This window comes from Nocardioides islandensis (assembly GCF_015352455.1).
GTDB classification, from domain to species: Bacteria; Actinomycetota; Actinomycetes; order Propionibacteriales; family Nocardioidaceae; genus Nocardioides; species Nocardioides islandensis.
In genome coordinates, this window is sequence record NZ_JADKPN010000003.1 from 149754 (window position 1) to 164387 (window position 14634).

Below are 14634 nucleotides of genomic sequence, written 5' to 3' on the forward strand. Positions count from 1 at the left end.
TCATGACGCACCACACCCTGTCCGTGCTCGTCGAGAACAAGCCCGGTGTGCTCGCGCGCATCGCCGGCCTGTTCGCGCGCCGCGGCTACAACATCGAGTCCCTCGCGGTCGGCCCGACCGAGCACGACGAGGTCTCCCGGATGACCATCGTGGTCAACGTGGACGAGTCGCCGCTGGAGCAGGTCACCAAGCAGCTCAACAAGCTGGTCGAGGTCATCAAGATCGTCGAGCTCGACGGCTCGGCCTCCGTCAACCGCGAGCTCCTGCTGCTCAAGGTGCGCGCCGACGCCGAGACCCGCGGCCAGATCCTCGACGTGGTCGAGCTGTTCCAGGCCAAGGTCGTCGACGTCTCGACCGACACCGTGGTGATCCAGTCGGTCGGGAACACCGACAAGCTGGCCGACCTGCGCCGGCTGCTCGAGCCCTTCGGCATCCGCGAGCTCGTGCAGTCGGGCATGGTCGCCATCGGCCGCGGCCCCCGCTCCATCTCCGAGCGCACCCTGCGTCCGGTCGCCGTACCGTTGCGCGCCGCGTCAGATTTCTCCGGTTGACCGGGGAGACCTGAACATGACGTACCTCCCTAGCCACGCCAAGTTCAGGTAACCCACGCCAAGTACCTCGCCCACCACCTCGAAGGAGCGCCCACCGTGGCCCAGATGTTCTACGACGACGACGCCGACCTGTCCCTGATCCAGGGCAAGAACGTGGCCGTGCTCGGCTACGGCAGCCAGGGTCACGCGCACTCGCTCTCCCTGCGCGACTCGGGCGTCGACGTCCGGATCGGCCTCCCCGAGGGCTCGAGGTCCCGCGCCAAGGCCGAGGCCGAGGGCCTGCGCGTACTCACCCCGGCCGAGGCGGTCGAGGAGGCCGACGTCATCGTGATCCTGGCGCCGGACCACAAGCAGCGCCAGCTGTACAAGGAGTCCGTCGAGCCCAACATCACGCCCGGCGACACCCTGGTCTTCGGCCACGGCTTCAACATCCGCTTCGGCTACATCACCCCGCCCGAGGGCGTGGACGTGTTCATGGTCGCGCCGAAGGGACCCGGCCACCTGGTCCGTCGTGAGTACGTCGACGGGCGTGGCGTCCCGGTCCTCGTCGCGGTCGAGAAGGACTACTCCGGCAAGGCCTGGGACCTCGCCCTCTCCTACGCCAAGGCGATCGGCGGCCTGCGCGCCGGCGGCATCAAGACCACGTTCACCGAGGAGACCGAGACCGACCTCTTCGGCGAGCAGGCGGTCCTCTGCGGCGGCGCGAGCCAGCTGGTGATGTACGGCTTCGAGGTGCTCACCGAGGCCGGCTACCAGCCCGAGGTCGCGTACTTCGAGTGCCTCCACGAGCTCAAGCTCATCGTCGACCTGATGTACGAGGGCGGCATCGCCAAGCAGCGCTGGTCGGTGTCCGACACGGCCGAGTACGGCGACTACGTGTCGGGTCCGCGGGTCGTCGACGAGCACGTCAAGGAGAACATGAAGCAGATCCTGGCCGAGATCAAGGACGGCTCGTTCGCGCAGCGGTTCATCGACGACCAGGACGCCGGCGGGCCGGAGTTCAAGGCGCTGCGCGCCAAGGGCGAGCAGCACCCGATCGAGCAGACCGGCCGCGAGCTGCGCAAGCTGATGGCGTGGGTGAAGTCGCACGATGACGACTACACGGAGGGCACCGCCACGCGATGATGCACCGGTGACCGGGACCGCGCGCCGCCGCGACCTGCGGGTCGACGCGGTGCGCGGCGTGGCGCTGGTCTCGATGTACCTCGCCCACTGCGCGCCCAGCGCGGGGCCGGGCAACGTCATCGAGCTGACCGAGTACGCGACGTACCCGCTCTTCGCGCTGCTCGTCGGCGTCGGGGCCCAGCTCGGCCTGCGCTCGAGGTCCTCGCCGTGGTGGGTCGGCCCGCTCGTGCGCGGAGCGGTCCTGCTGCTGGTGGCCCACCTGCTGAGCCAGCTGATCACCCAGGTCTACATCGTGCTGGCGTTCCTCGGCGTGCTGACCTTCCTGGCCGCCCCGCTCGCGCGGGCCGCCTCCTGGGTGGTCGCCGGCATCGGTGCCGCCGCGCTGCTGCTGGCGCCCTGGCTCAACGGGCTGGCGACCGAGTGGGCGCCGAACCAGCTCGGCGGCGTGCGCGCCTACAACCTGGTGACCTTCCTGGTCGTCGGCGGGCCGGACTTCAACGGGCCCTACCAGGTGGCGTCGATGGTGTTCTTCGCCGCGCTCGGGATCCTGGCGACCCGGCACCTGCTGGACGGGCCGGCGCTCGGAGTCGGCCTGGTGTGTGGGGCGCTGACGGCGTTCGGCGTCCTGCTCTACGAGACCGACACCTTGACGATGCTGCCGTACCACGTGACGTTCCAGGTGCTCACCTTCGACGGCGTGCTGATCCTCGCGATCTTCCTCGTCGGCGTCGACCTGGCCGGCCGGCTGCCGCAGGTGGTCGCGCCGCTCGCTGCCATCGGATCCATGTCGTTGTCGCTCTACAGCCTGCAGATCCTGTGGCTCTGGTACGACGTCACCGAGGTCCACCCCGGAGCCAGCGACGACTCGTGGCTCAACGTCCTGATCCTCGTGGGCGGGTCGATCGCCGTCGCGTACCTCTGGCGGGCCGTCGTCCGCCTCGAGCCCTGGCGCCGCGGTCCTCTCGAGGGCCCGGTGGCCGCCCTCGTCCGCCTCCTGACCCGGAAGCCGGTTCATGCCTGAGACCCGCTACACCCATGGCCACGCCGAGTCCGTCCTGCGGTCGCACCGCAACCGCACGGTGGCCAACTCGGCGGCCTACCTGCGCCCCTTCCTCGAGCCGGGCCAGCGTCTGCTCGACGTCGGCGCCGGTCCGGGCACCATCACCGCCGACCTGGCCACGATCGTCGGTGAGGTGGTGGCGACCGAGGTGTCGCAGGACGCCGCGACGATCACCCGGGCCGGCGCGCCCGGGATCGAGGTACGGGTCGCCGACGTGCACGCCCTGCCCTTCGGGGACGGCGAGTTCGACGTGGCGCACGCCCACCAGGTGCTCCAGCACGTGGCCGACCCGGTGCAGGCGCTGCGCGAGATGGCCCGGGTCGTCCGTCCCGGTGGCCTGGTCGCGGCCCGCGACTCCGACTACGCGACGTTCGCCTGGTGGCCCCGGCTCCCGGAGCTCGACCGCTGGCTCGAGCTGTACTCCGCTGCTGCCCGCGCCAACGGTGGCGAGCCCGACGCCGGCCGCCGGCTCCTCGCCTGGGCCCACGCCGCCGGCCTGGCCGAGGTGACCGCCTCGTCGTCGACCTGGTGCTACGCGACGCCCGAGACCTGCGCGTGGTGGGGCGGCATGTGGGCCGACCGCATCGTCGGCTCCGCCCTCGCCGACCAGCTGGTGGAGGAGGGCCGCGCCACCCGCTCCGAGCTCGACGACATCTCCGCCGCCTGGCGCACCTGGTCCGCCGATCCCGACGCCTGGTTCTCCGTCCACCACGGCGAGATCCTCGGCGTCGTCGACCATCCCGCCACCACCATCGGACCACGAGGGTAGGTTAGGCAAACCTAACTTGGTGGCGTAGGCTCGGATCGTGCTCGCGAACTACCTGATCGGACTGCGCGAAGGCCTCGAGGCGGCCCTGGTCGTCAGCATCCTCGTGGCGTACCTCGTGAAGACCGAGCGACGGGAGCTGCTGGGCCGCATCTGGCTCGGCGTCGGCATCGCCGTCGCGGTCAGCCTCGCGTTCGGCGCCCTGCTGACGTTCGGCCCGCGCGGGCTGACCTTCGACGTGCAGGAGCTGATCGGCGGGTCCCTGTCGATCGTCGCGGTCGGGTTCGTGACCTGGATGATCTTCTGGATGGCGCGCGCCGCGCGCGGCATCGCCGGCGAGCTCCGCGGCCGCATCGACGCCGCCGCCGAGGGGAGCGTCTGGTCGCTGGCGCTCGTCGCGATGCTGGCCGTCGGTCGCGAGGGCCTGGAGACGGCGCTGTTCCTGTGGGCCGCGACCGAGGCGGGCACGCGCGACGCCGACACCGCGACCTGGGAGCCGCTGCTCGGCGCCGGTCTCGGGCTGGGCACCGCCGTCGTCCTCGGGTACCTGCTCTACCGCGGCGCGATCCGCATCAACCTCACGAAGTTCTTCACCTGGACCGGGGCCTTCCTGATCGTGGTCGCGGCCGGCGTCCTGTCGTACGGCGTCCACGACCTGCAGGAGGCCGGGATCCTGCCCGGCCTCGGCTCGGTCGCCTTCGACGTCTCCGGCACGATCGACCCGACGTCCTGGTACGGCACCGTCCTCAAGGGCGTCTTCAACTTCTCGCCGGTGACCACGAGGCTCGAGGCCCTGGCGTGGGTCCTGTACGCCGTGCCGACGATGACCCTCTTCCTGCGCGCCGTCCGTCGCCGCTCGTCGACACCGGCGCCGCCGCGTGTCCCCACGACCGTCTGACCGACGCACCCGGCCGACCAGAAGGAACCCTCCATGCGACTGCCCCTGCTCGTCGCCGCCCTCGTGGCGGTGCCTGCTCTCGCGGCCTGCACCGAGAACGCCCCGTCGTCGGGGGGCGGAGCCGGCGAGTCCGACGCCGCCTCGGCCCGCACCGTGACCGTCCGCTCCACCGACGACGCCTGCGACCTGTCGGCCACCCAGGCGCCGGCCGGCACGCTGACCTTCGACGTCGCGAACGCCGGGACCCAGGTCACCGAGTTCTACCTGCTCGGCGAGGACGGGCTGCGGATCGTCGGGGAGGTCGAGAACATCGGCCCGGCGCTCGACCGCCAGCTCGTCGTGGACGCGCCAGCCGGCACGTACGTCACGGCCTGCAAACCCGGGATGAAGGGCGAGGGCATCCGCGCCGCCTTCACCGTCACCGACTCCACGGACGCGCAGCAGGCCAGTGCTGACGACCAGCAGCTCGTCGAGCAGGCGCAGGCCAACTACGACGCGTACGTGCAGGACCAGTCCGACCAGCTGCTGGTGAGGACCGAGCAGTTCGTGGCGGCGTACGAAGCCGGCGAGGACGACCGGGCCCGCGCGATCTACGCCGACGCCCGCACCCACTGGGAGCGCATCGAGACGGTCGCGGAGTCCTTCGGCGACCTCGACCCGAAGATGGACGCGCGCGAGGCGGACCTCGAGCCCGGCCAGAGGTGGACCGGTTGGCACCGCATCGAGAAGGACCTCTGGCCGGCGCGCGCCCGAGAAGATGGCCGGGCCTACACGCCCCTGACGGAGCAGCAGCGCACGACGTACGGCGACGACCTGCTCGCCAACACGCGGACGCTCGACCGGCGGATCCAGCAGCTCGACTTCACCGTCGACCAGATCGCCAACGGCTCCCGCGGCCTGCTCGAGGAGGTCGCAACCGGCAAGGTGACCGGCGAGGAGGAGTACTGGTCGCGCACCGACCTGTGGGACTTCCAGGCCAACGTCGACGGCGCGCGCGTCGGCTACGAAGGCGTGCGGCCGATCCTCGAGCAGAAGGACCCGGACCTCGCGAAGCGGCTCGACCAGCGGTTCACCGAGCTCCAGACGCTGCTCGACGCGCAGCGCGTCGGCGACGGTTTCACGCCGTACGACGACCTCGCGCCCGACGAGGTCAAGGCACTGTCCGACGCGGTCAACGCGCTGTCCGAGCCGCTGTCCGAGCTGACCGCGGCCGTCCTCGGGTAGTCGTGAAGGTCTCGCGTCGAGGGCTCCTCGGCGGCGGCGCGGCCGTCGCCGGGGTGGGTGGAGCGTTCGTCGCCGGGCGCACCTCATCCCCTGCAACCGCGGACGTGGCGAACGTCGGTGGCGGTCAACCCGCGTTCCCCTTCCGCGGGACCCACCAGGCCGGCGTCGTCACCCCGGCCCAGGAGCGCCTGCACTTCGCGGCCTTCGACCTGACGACCGACTCCCGCGACGACGTGGTCGCGCTGCTGCAGGCGTGGACCGACGCGGCGGAGCGGATGACGCAGGGGGAGGGTGCCGGGCCCGTCGGTCCCACCGAAGGCGCCGCGAACCTCCCGCCGGACGACACCGGCGAGGCGATCGGCCTGCCGCCGTCGGGGCTGACGATCACGTTCGGGTTCGGGCCGGGGTTCTTCGAGAGGCTCGGCCTCGACGACCGGAAGCCGGCGGCGCTGGCCGACCTTCCGCACTTTCCGGGCGACACGCTCGACCCGGCCCGCTCCGGTGGCGACCTCTGCGTGCAGGCCTGCGCGCAGGACCCGCAGGTCGCCGTGCACGCGGTCCGCAACCTCGCCCGCATCGGCTTCGGTGCCGTCGCGGTCCGCTGGTCGCAGCTCGGCTTCGGGCGTACCTCGTCCACGTCGACCACGCAGTCCACGCCGCGCAACCTGTTCGGCTTCAAGGACGGCACCGCCAACGTCAAGGCCGAGGAGGACGCCGCGCTCGAGGAGCACGTCTGGGTGCAGCCCGGCGACGACGGTGGGGACTGGCTGGCGGGCGGCTCGTACCTCGTCGCCCGTCGCATCAACATGACCATCGAGGTCTGGGACCGGCAGCCGCTGGAGGACCAGGAGGGCTTCGTCGGACGCACCAAGGCCGGCGGCGCCCCGCTCTCGGGCGGCCAGGAGTCCACCGAGCCGGACTTCACGATGCCCGGCTCGGACGGGCCGGTCATCCCGGAGGACGCGCACGTCCGCGTGGTGCACCCGAGCGAGAACGACGGCATCCGCATGCTGCGCCCCGGCTACAACTTCGTGGACGGCTCGAACGCCCTCGGCGGGCTGGACGCCGGGCTGTTCTTCATCGCGTTCGTGCGCGACCCGGGGAAGCAGTTCGTGCCGGTGATGAACCGGATGGCCACGACGGACGCGCTGGTCGAGTACCTGAGGTTCACGTCCTCGGCGCTCTTCGCCGTCCCGCCGGGAGCGGGACCGGGGGAGTACGTCGGCCAGGCGCTGCTGGCCTGATCGGAGCGACCCCGGCGCGGGCGGGATTACCACCCGCGCCGAGGTGGTTGAAACGTACATGATCATCGAGGTCTGGTCCGACGTGGTGTGCCCGTGGTGTGCGATCGGCCGTGTGAGGCTGGACACAGCGCTCGCCCAGCTGGCCGGCGCAGGTCACGACCTCGGCGAGGTCGAGGTCGTGCTCCGGTCGTTCGAGCTCGACCCGAACGCCCCCGTCGGGAGCAGCGAGCCGATGGTCGACGTGCTCGCCGGCAAGTACGGCGTGGCGCCCGGCGAGGCGGCCCGGATGATGGCGCGCACCGAGGACCTGGCGGCGGCCGAGGGCCTCGAGATGCACATGGGGACGACGCTGCACAGCAACACCGTCGACGCGCACCGGCTGCTGCACCTCGCCCTGGAGACCGGCGGGCCGGATCTCCAGCGCCGGCTGAACGCCGCCCTGGTCGACGCGCACTTCCGCGACGGTCTCGACGTCGGCGAGCACGCGGTGCTGCGCAAGGTCGCGATCGAGGTGGGCCTCGACGAGTCGGACGTGTCCGACGTGCTCGACGGCGGGCGGTACGCCGACGCGGTCGCCGCCGACGTACGCCAGGCGCGTGCCTACGGCGCGACCGGCGTCCCGTTCTTCGTGATCGACCAGAAGTACGGCGTCTCCGGCGCGCAGCCTGTCGAGGTGTTCACCCAGGTGCTGGAGCGCGCGATCACCTCGTGATCGTGCTGGCGATGCCGGCGATGAACATGTCGAGGCCGAAGCGGAACCGTTCCTCGCCGCCGCCCTCCATGAGCGCGGCGACGTTGCCGACGATGTACGGGAAGCGGTCGGCGGGCAGCGACGCGAAGTAGTCCTTGATCCCGCCGAAGAACGCCTCCGCCTCGACCGGGTCGTCGGTGCCGAACTGCTGGCCGAAGAGCCATCCCTCGTAGGCGTCCGCGCCGATGTAGAGGGACAGGATGTCCAGCGACCAGGCCGCGACCTGCGGCGGCACCCCGGCGCCGATCATCAGTCCCAACACCCGCTCGGTCGACTCGAGCATCGCCTCGCCGCTGGGGATGTGCGCGAAGGTGAGCTTGGCGATGTCGTTGTGCCGCTGGAGCATCTCGTGCACGCCGAGGCTCCAGCGCAGCATCACCGCCTGCCAGTCGTCGGCGGCGACCGGCACCGGCTCGAGCTCCTCCAGTGCCAGGTCGAAGGCCAGCCGGAGCAGGGCCTCCTTGTTCTTCACGTGGGCGTAGAGGCTGGCCGGCCCGGTGTCGAACGCCGCCGCCACCCGCCGCATGGAGACCGCGTCGATCCCTTCGGCGTCGATGATGCGCAGCGCCTCGCGCGCGATGGCCTCGCGGCCGAGCGAGCGGCGCGGCTTCTCGCCGGCGCGGTACGGGGGAGGAGGAAGGTCCCCGGCGGATGAACCAGTCATGGTGGGCCCGATCGTAGTTGACACGAACAGTGTTCGCGAGTTAGAACAGTGTTCGTCATTACGAACACTGTTCGATACGGAGCCATCATGACCGACCACCTCACGGGCACCGTTGCCGCGGCCGCCACCCGGGCGGCGTACGCCCTCCGCTGGCCCGCCCTCTTCGTCATCCTCGCGGCGGAGGTCATGGACCTCCTCGACGCGCTCATCACCTCCATCGCCGGCCCGACGATCGTCCGCGACCTCGGCGGGGGAGAGACCCTCATCCAGTGGCTGGCCGCCGGCTACACGATCGCGATGGCCAGCGGCCTGCTGATCGGCGGTCGGCTCGGCGACATCTACGGCCGGCGCCGGATGTTCCTGCTGGGCATGGCCGGCTTCACGCTGATGTCCCTGGCCTGCGCGCTGGCGCAGTCGCCGGAGATGCTGGTCGGCTTCCGGATCCTCCAGGGCCTGGTCGGCGCGGTGATGCTGCCGCAGGGCCTCGGCCTGATCAAGGAGATGTTCCCGCCGGAGGAGATCGCCGCGGCGTTCGGGGCCTTCGGCCCGATCATGGGCCTCTCGGCCGTCGGCGGCCCGATCCTCGCCGGGTTCCTGGTCGACGCCGACCTGTTCGGGTGGGCCTGGCGCACGATCTTCGCGATCAACATCCCGATCGGTCTGGCGGCCATCGCCGCCGGACTCAAGGTGCTGCCACCCTCACGCCAGGACCGGTCTCTCCACGTCGACCTGACCAGCGCGATGGTCGCGTCCGCCGCGATGGCGTTGCTGATCTACCCGCTGATCCAGGGCCGCGAGCTCGGCTGGCCGGCCTGGTGCTTCGTGATGGAGGCGGCCGGGCTGGCGATGTTCGGCCTCTTCGCCGTGATCGAGCGGCGGCGCGACCGCGCCGGGCTGCCGACGCTGGTGACCCCGACGCTGTTCGGCAAGCGCGCCTTCACCGGCGGGCTGCTCACCGGCATGGCGCTGTTCGGCTCGCTGATGGGCATGAGCATCGTGTTCACGCTGTTCGTGCAGTACGGCCTCGGGTACTCGCCCTTCAGGGCCGGCCTCGCCGGCATCGCGCAGGCGGTCGGCATGGTGATCGGCTTCGTCGCCGCCCAGCCGCTGAACCAGAAGCTGGGCCGCACCTTGATGCAGGGAGGGCTGGTGCTCACGCTGGCCGGGTACGCCGCGTTCGTGCTGACGCTCTCCCTGGCCGGCGACGGCGTGCGCATCTGGGCGATGTCACCGTCCCTGGTGGTGATGGGCCTCGGGCTGGGGCTGACGATGGCGCCGTTCTTCGACCTGGTGCTCGCCGGCGTCGACGACAAGGAGTCCGGCTCGGCCTCCGGCGCGCTGACCTCGGTGCAGCAGCTCGGCGGGGCGTTCGGGATCGCGGTGCTCGGCACGGTGTTCTTCCACGTGCTGGACGGGTCCTCGGCCGGCACACGCGTCGGCGCCTTCCGCGACGCGGCCTCGGTGTCGATGTGGGTCGGCGCCGGGCTGGTCGTCGTCGCCTTCGCGCTGACCTACCTGCTGCCGCTCAGGGCCCGCGAGGACGCCGCCCTCGGCCACTGAGGTCGCAGCCCGATTACGCGGGCGCCGGCCACTCGCCCTTCCGCACGACGTAGTGCGAGCTCGGGGCGTCGTCGTACCAGTCCTCGGTGACGCCGAGGTACGTCATGCCGAGCCGTTCGCAGACCCGCATCGACGGGTAGTTGTCGGTGTGGGTCAGCGCCCGGATCTCGGGGAGGCCGGCGCGGAGGCCGTACTCCAGGACCGCCCGCGCGGCCTCGGTGACGTAGCCGTGGCCCAGCGCGTCCGGGTGCGCGTACCAGCCGATCTGGACGAGCTTCGAGCCGTCCGGCTGCTCGGAGTGGGGGATGTCGACGAGCATCACCGAGCCGGCGGGGACGCCTGATGAGGCGACCTCGAACGCCCACTCGGACTTCGGCAGGTCGTCGGCCATCCCGGCGATCTTCTCCTCGGCCTCGGCAACGGTCTCCAGCGTCTTGGGATGGCCGAGCCACTTCACGATCTCGGGGCGGCGCAGGATGTCGAGCAGCCGGGGGGCCTCGTCCTCGCGCCAGGGACGGACGACGAGGCGCTCGGTGCGGATGGGCGTGAACACGCGCGGCAGCATGCCACCGGCGCGGCCGTCGGGTCGCGTGAGATTCGGCGGGGAGGCCTCCGGCCCTCGGGTACAGTCGGGCGGGCACAGCGTCGTGCGCCCACTCCGTCGTCGACATCGAGGACCGATCGCTGTGACCGTCCCCCAGACCGAAGGGGCAGCTCGCCCCGTCGTGCTCATCGCCGAGGAGCTCAGCCCGGCGACCGTCGAGGCCCTCGGCCCCGACTTCGAGATCCGGTACGCCGACGGCTCCGACCGCTCCGAGCTGCTGGCCGCCATCTCGGACGCCGACGCGATCCTGGTCCGCTCGGCCACCAAGGTCGACGCCGAGGCGCTGGCCGTCGCCAAGAGCCTGAAGGTCGTTGCCCGCGCGGGCGTCGGCCTCGACAACGTCGACGTGAAGGCGGCCACCCAGGCCGGCGTCATGGTCGTGAACGCCCCGACCTCCAACATCGTCTCGGCCGCCGAGCTCGCCGTCGGGCTGATGCTGGCCGCCGCCCGGCACATCTCCCCGGCGCACGCCTCGCTGAAGAACGGCGAGTGGAAGCGGTCGAAGTTCACCGGCATCGAGCTGTACGAGAAGACCGTCGGCATCGTCGGCCTCGGCCGCATCGGCGTGCTGGTGGCCCAGCGGCTCTCGGCGTTCGGCATGACCGTGATCGCCTACGACCCGTACGTCCAGGCCGGTCGCGCGGCCCAGATGGGTGTGCGCCTCGTCGACCTCGAGACCCTCCTCGCCGAGTCCGACTTCATGTCGGTCCACCTGCCCAAGACCACCGAGACGGCGGGCCTGATCGGCGCCGACCAGCTGGCCAAGGCCAAGTCGTCGCTGGTCCTCGTGAACGCCGCGCGCGGCGGCATCGTCGACGAGGACGCGCTGTACGCCGCCCTCAAGGAGGGCCGCATCGCCGGGGCCGGCCTCGACGTGTTCGCCACCGAGCCGTGCACCGACAGCCCGCTCTTCGAGCTCGAGAACGTCGTCGCCACCCCGCACCTCGGCGCCTCGACCGACGAGGCCCAGGAGAAGGCCGGCATCGCGGTCGCGCGCTCCGTGCGCCTCGCGCTGTCGGGCGAGCTGGTCCCGGACGCCGTCAACGTGCAGGGCGGCGTGATCGCCGAGGACGTCCGCCCCGGCATCCCGCTCACCGAGAAGCTGGGCCGCATCTTCACCGGCCTGGCCGGCGAGGTGGCCCAGCAGATCGACGTCGAGGTCCGCGGCGAGATCACCGACTTCGACGTCAAGGTGCTCGAGCTGGCCGCCCTCAAGGGCGTCTTCTGCGACGTGGTCCCGGACCAGGTGTCGTACGTCAACGCACCGCTGCTGGCCGCCGAGCGCGGCACCGCCGTCCGGCTGATCACCGACGCCGACAGCCCGGACCACCGCAACCTGATCACGCTGCGCGGCACCCTGGCCGACGGGTCGCAGGTCTCGGTGAGCGGCACCCTGGTGGGCATCACCCAGAAGGAGCGGATCGTCGAGGTCAACGGCTTCGACGTCGACCTCGAGCCGACCGAACACCTGGCGTTCCTGACGTACGTCGACCGGCCGGGCATGGTCGGCACGGTCGGCCGCATCCTCGGCGACGCCAGCATCAACATCGCCGGCATGCAGGTCTCCCGCGACGAGAAGGGCGGCCAGGCGCTGGTCGCGCTCTCGGTCGACTCGGCCATCGGCGCCGAGGCGATGGCCGAGATCGAGACCGCGATCGAGGCCTCGTCCGTGCGCGGCATCGACCTCACGTGATCGCCGCCGTCCCCTTCTCGCCACGCTGACGACAGCCCACCCGGTCGGGTGTGGCGGAGGCGATCTCAGGGAGCGGTAACGTCGAAAGACGGGGCCAGCAACGGCCCTCACCTTCCCGGGAGGTCGCATGGCCACGTCTGTGCAGGAACGTCCGGCTCGACGGCGCAACACCGCGCTGAAGCGAGAGGTCGGCCTGATCGGGCTGATGTGGGCCTCGATGGGCTCGATCATCGGGTCCGGATGGCTCTTCGGCGCCCAGGAGGGCCTCATCGCCGCCGGCCCGGCCGCGATCTTCGCGTGGATCATCGGCGCGGTCTGCATGCTCGTCCTTGCGCTCATCCACGCCGAGCTCGGCGCCATGTTCCCCGTCTCCGGGGGCACGGCGCGGTTCCCGCACTACGCGTTCGGCGGCGCCGTCGGGGCGTCGTTCGGCTGGTTCTCCTGGCTCCAGGCCGCGACCGTGGCGCCCATCGAGGTGTCGGCCATGCTGACCTACGCCCAGGAGTGGGACTTCGCCCAGGGCTGGGTCAACGACAAGAACGGAGTCCTCACCGCCTCCGGCATCGTCGTCTCGGTGATCTTGATGGCGTTGTTCACGGCCATCAACTTCCTCGGCGTCCGGCACCTGGCGGCGGCCAACAGCGCGGCCACCTGGTGGAAGGTCGCGGTCCCGCTGCTGGTCATCATCGTGCTCTCGTTCGCGAACTTCGACACCGGCAACCTGCACGCAGCCGACGGCTTCGCCCCCGGTGGTCTGAAGGCCGTCCTCGAGGCGGTCTCGACCGGCGGCATCATCTTCAGCTACCTCGGGTTCGAGCAGGCCGACCAGCTGGCCGGCGAGGCCAGCAACCCCAAGCGCGACATCCCGCTGGCGATCATCGGCTCGATGATCATCGGGACGCTGATCTACATCGCGCTCCAGATCACCTTCCTGTTCGCCCTGCCGGACAGCGCCATCGGCAAGACCTGGGCCGACAACTCCAGCGACGCCTACTACACGGTCTTCACCGGTCCGTTCGCCCAGATCGCGACCCTGCTGAGCATCGGCTGGCTGGCGTTCATCATCAAGGCCGACGCGATCATCAGCCCCGGAGGCACCGGCCTGATCTACACGACCGGCTCCTCGCGGGTGGCCTACGGGCTGTCCCGCAACGGGTACGTCCCGTCCATCTTCGAGTGGACCAACGCCCGTGGCGTCCCGTGGGTCGGCCTGGTCGCCGCCTTCATCACCGGCTGCATCTGCTTCCTGCCGTTCCCGAGCTGGCAGTCGCTGGTGGGCCTGATCACGAGTGCGTCCGTGCTGATGTACGCCGGCGCCCCGCTGTCCCTGAGCGCGTTCCGCAAGCGGCTGCCCGACCAGGAGCGGCCGTTCCGCCTGCCGGCGGCCGAGATCCTGTCGCCCGTCGGCTTCGCGATCTCCGGCCTGATCATCCTGTGGACGACGTGGGACACCGACTGGAAGCTCGGCGTCGCCATCCTCATCGGCTACGTGATCCTCGTCGGCAACCGGGTGCTGCACCTCAACGAGCACAAGCCGATGCTCGACTGGCACGCGGCGGCCTGGCTGCCGGCGTACCTCGTCGGCATGGGCGTGATCGTCTACATCAGCTCCTTCGGCCCGATGGACGACCCGGTCCTGCCCTTCCTGTGGGACATGCTGGTGACCGTCGTGTTCAGCTTCGCGATCTTCTACTGGGCGATCAGCGTGTGCCTGAGCACCGAGAAGATCAACGAGATGATGGACGAGGTCGTGCTCCCCGAGGAGGAGGGCATGGAGCCCATCGGCCACTGATCGGGGACGCGCCAGCGGACCCGATCGATGGTGGTCGAGCAGCGCGCGGCTGAGATACGAAGGCGCGACCGCACGTGTCGAGACCCGGTGAGTGGACCGGACTCGCTGGTCAGCGACGCGTCGCGATGACGGCAGAGGCGTCGGGGGCGATCATCACCTCGACGGCGGCGAACCGCTCGTCGCTGAGCCACTCCTCCCGGAGCGTGTCGACGCGGCCGGCGTACGTCGGCGGCCAGTGCTCGCACGGCGTGAAGTCGTCGAGCACGACGATGCCGCCCTCCTCCACGAGGTCCCAGACCTGGTCGGGGCCGACCGCCGACGGCTTGCCGGAGTCCAGGAACAGCAGCGAGAACGGCCCCTTGTCGAACAGCGTCGCCCAGTCGGCGGCCACCACCTCGACCTGCGGGTCGTCGACGAAGATCTCCGCCGCGGCCTTGGCCAGCTTAGGGTCGAGCTCGGCGGTCACGATGCGCGCGTCCTCGCGCACCCCCGAGCGCAGCCAGGCGGTGCCGACGCCGCAGCCAGTGCCGAACTCCGCCAGCGTGCCCCCGCGCGTGGCCGCCAGCGCGGCCAGCAGCCGGCCGGTCTCGTTGCGGCAGAACGAGACGTAGCCGGCCTTCCGCGAGACCGCGAAGGCGCGGTTCACGACGTCCGGGAGCTCGGGGGGAGCCGACATGCGGGCAGTCTCTCATGATGGTCCCC

At 71.0% G+C, this 14634-nt stretch carries 14 protein-coding genes; 11 read left to right on the plus strand and 3 right to left on the minus strand.

All coding sequences use genetic code 11. The features are described from left to right. Positions 1–2 precede the first annotated feature (2 nt). The 8 genes from ilvN to ISU07_RS08140 all read left to right on the plus strand — a co-directional run bounded on the left by ilvN (position 3) and on the right by ISU07_RS08140 (position 7580). Positions 3–551 carry an acetolactate synthase small subunit gene (gene ilvN, locus ISU07_RS08105; RefSeq protein WP_194706270.1) on the plus strand — a complete coding sequence of 183 codons (549 nt, stop codon included), beginning with the start codon at positions 3–5 and terminating at the stop codon, positions 549–551. A 96-nt stretch (positions 552–647) separates the two neighbouring features. Continuing rightward, positions 648–1676, plus strand: coding sequence for a ketol-acid reductoisomerase (gene ilvC / locus ISU07_RS08110; protein WP_323742492.1), 1029 nt, complete (start codon positions 648–650; stop codon positions 1674–1676). Positions 1677–1683: 7 nt separating this feature from the next. Continuing rightward, positions 1684–2697 (plus strand): DUF418 domain-containing protein, encoded by a 1014-nt coding sequence (locus tag ISU07_RS08115; RefSeq protein ID WP_194706271.1) that lies wholly within the window; start codon positions 1684–1686, stop codon positions 2695–2697. Continuing rightward, positions 2690–3505: a class I SAM-dependent methyltransferase gene (locus ISU07_RS08120; protein ID WP_194706272.1), complete on the plus strand. Its 816-nt coding sequence runs from the start codon at positions 2690–2692 to the stop codon at positions 3503–3505. Before ISU07_RS08115 ends, ISU07_RS08120 begins: the two co-directional genes overlap by 8 nt. A gap of 37 nt (positions 3506–3542) precedes the next feature. Then, positions 3543–4400, plus strand: a complete 858-nt coding sequence (gene efeU / locus ISU07_RS08125; RefSeq protein ID WP_194706273.1) for an iron uptake transporter permease EfeU — start codon at positions 3543–3545, stop codon at positions 4398–4400. A 33-nt stretch (positions 4401–4433) separates the two neighbouring features. Beyond that, complete coding sequence (efeO, locus tag ISU07_RS08130; protein ID WP_194706274.1) at positions 4434–5624, plus strand: iron uptake system protein EfeO; 1191 nt, start codon at positions 4434–4436, stop codon at positions 5622–5624. Between the two features lie 2 nt (positions 5625–5626). Further along, complete coding sequence (efeB, locus tag ISU07_RS08135) at positions 5627–6868, plus strand: iron uptake transporter deferrochelatase/peroxidase subunit (protein ID WP_194706275.1); 1242 nt, start codon at positions 5627–5629, stop codon at positions 6866–6868. A 43-nt stretch (positions 6869–6911) separates the two neighbouring features. Beyond that, entirely contained in the window at positions 6912–7580 is a 669-nt protein-coding gene (locus ISU07_RS08140) for a DsbA family oxidoreductase (RefSeq protein WP_323742493.1), read from the plus strand. On the opposite strand, the gene ISU07_RS08145 is transcribed toward ISU07_RS08140, so the two are convergent. Next, positions 7570–8283, minus strand: a complete 714-nt coding sequence (locus ISU07_RS08145) for a TetR/AcrR family transcriptional regulator C-terminal domain-containing protein (RefSeq protein WP_194706276.1) — start codon at positions 8281–8283, stop codon at positions 7570–7572. The genes ISU07_RS08140 and ISU07_RS08145 overlap by 11 nt on opposite strands. A gap of 87 nt (positions 8284–8370) precedes the next feature. Here ISU07_RS08145 and ISU07_RS08150 point away from each other — a divergent pair, with 87 nt between their 5' ends. Beyond that, positions 8371–9843, plus strand: coding sequence for an MFS transporter (locus tag ISU07_RS08150; RefSeq protein WP_194706277.1), 1473 nt, complete (start codon positions 8371–8373; stop codon positions 9841–9843). Between the two features lie 13 nt (positions 9844–9856). On the opposite strand, the gene ISU07_RS08155 is transcribed toward ISU07_RS08150, so the two are convergent. Next, entirely contained in the window at positions 9857–10396 is a 540-nt protein-coding gene (locus ISU07_RS08155) for a GNAT family N-acetyltransferase (RefSeq protein ID WP_323742494.1), read from the minus strand. Between the two features lie 133 nt (positions 10397–10529). Here ISU07_RS08155 and serA point away from each other — a divergent pair, with 133 nt between their 5' ends. Together serA and ISU07_RS08165 are read left to right on the plus strand one after the other, a co-directional pair. Continuing rightward, complete coding sequence (gene serA, locus ISU07_RS08160) at positions 10530–12140, plus strand: phosphoglycerate dehydrogenase (protein WP_323742495.1); 1611 nt, start codon at positions 10530–10532, stop codon at positions 12138–12140. A 127-nt stretch (positions 12141–12267) separates the two neighbouring features. After that, a complete protein-coding gene (locus ISU07_RS08165) occupies positions 12268–13932 on the plus strand; it encodes an APC family permease (RefSeq protein ID WP_228521504.1) in 1665 nt (554 codons plus the stop codon). A gap of 109 nt (positions 13933–14041) precedes the next feature. Here the strand turns inward: ISU07_RS08165 and ISU07_RS08170 are convergent, their stop codons facing one another. Beyond that, on the minus strand, positions 14042–14608 hold the full coding sequence (locus ISU07_RS08170; protein WP_194706280.1) for an O-methyltransferase: 567 nt from the start codon (positions 14606–14608) through the stop codon (positions 14042–14044). Positions 14609–14634: the final 26 nt, after the last annotated feature.

Bases quoted from the DNA above. Each gene is read 5' to 3' on its own strand.
- ISU07_RS08150 (WP_194706277.1), top strand. From the start codon at position 8,371: ATGACCGACCACCTCACGGGCACCGTTGCCGCGGCCGCCACCCGGGCG.
- ilvN (WP_194706270.1), top strand. From the start codon at position 3: ATGACGCACCACACCCTGTCCGTGCTCGTCGAGAACAAGCCCGGTGTG.
- ISU07_RS08145 (WP_194706276.1), bottom strand. From the start codon at position 8,283: ATGACTGGTTCATCCGCCGGGGACCTTCCTCCTCCCCCGTACCGCGCC.
- ISU07_RS08120 (WP_194706272.1), top strand. From the start codon at position 2,690: ATGCCTGAGACCCGCTACACCCATGGCCACGCCGAGTCCGTCCTGCGG.
- ISU07_RS08170 (WP_194706280.1), bottom strand. From the start codon at position 14,608: ATGTCGGCTCCCCCCGAGCTCCCGGACGTCGTGAACCGCGCCTTCGCG.
- ISU07_RS08165 (WP_228521504.1), top strand. From the start codon at position 12,268: ATGGCCACGTCTGTGCAGGAACGTCCGGCTCGACGGCGCAACACCGCG.
- efeO (WP_194706274.1), top strand. From the start codon at position 4,434: ATGCGACTGCCCCTGCTCGTCGCCGCCCTCGTGGCGGTGCCTGCTCTC.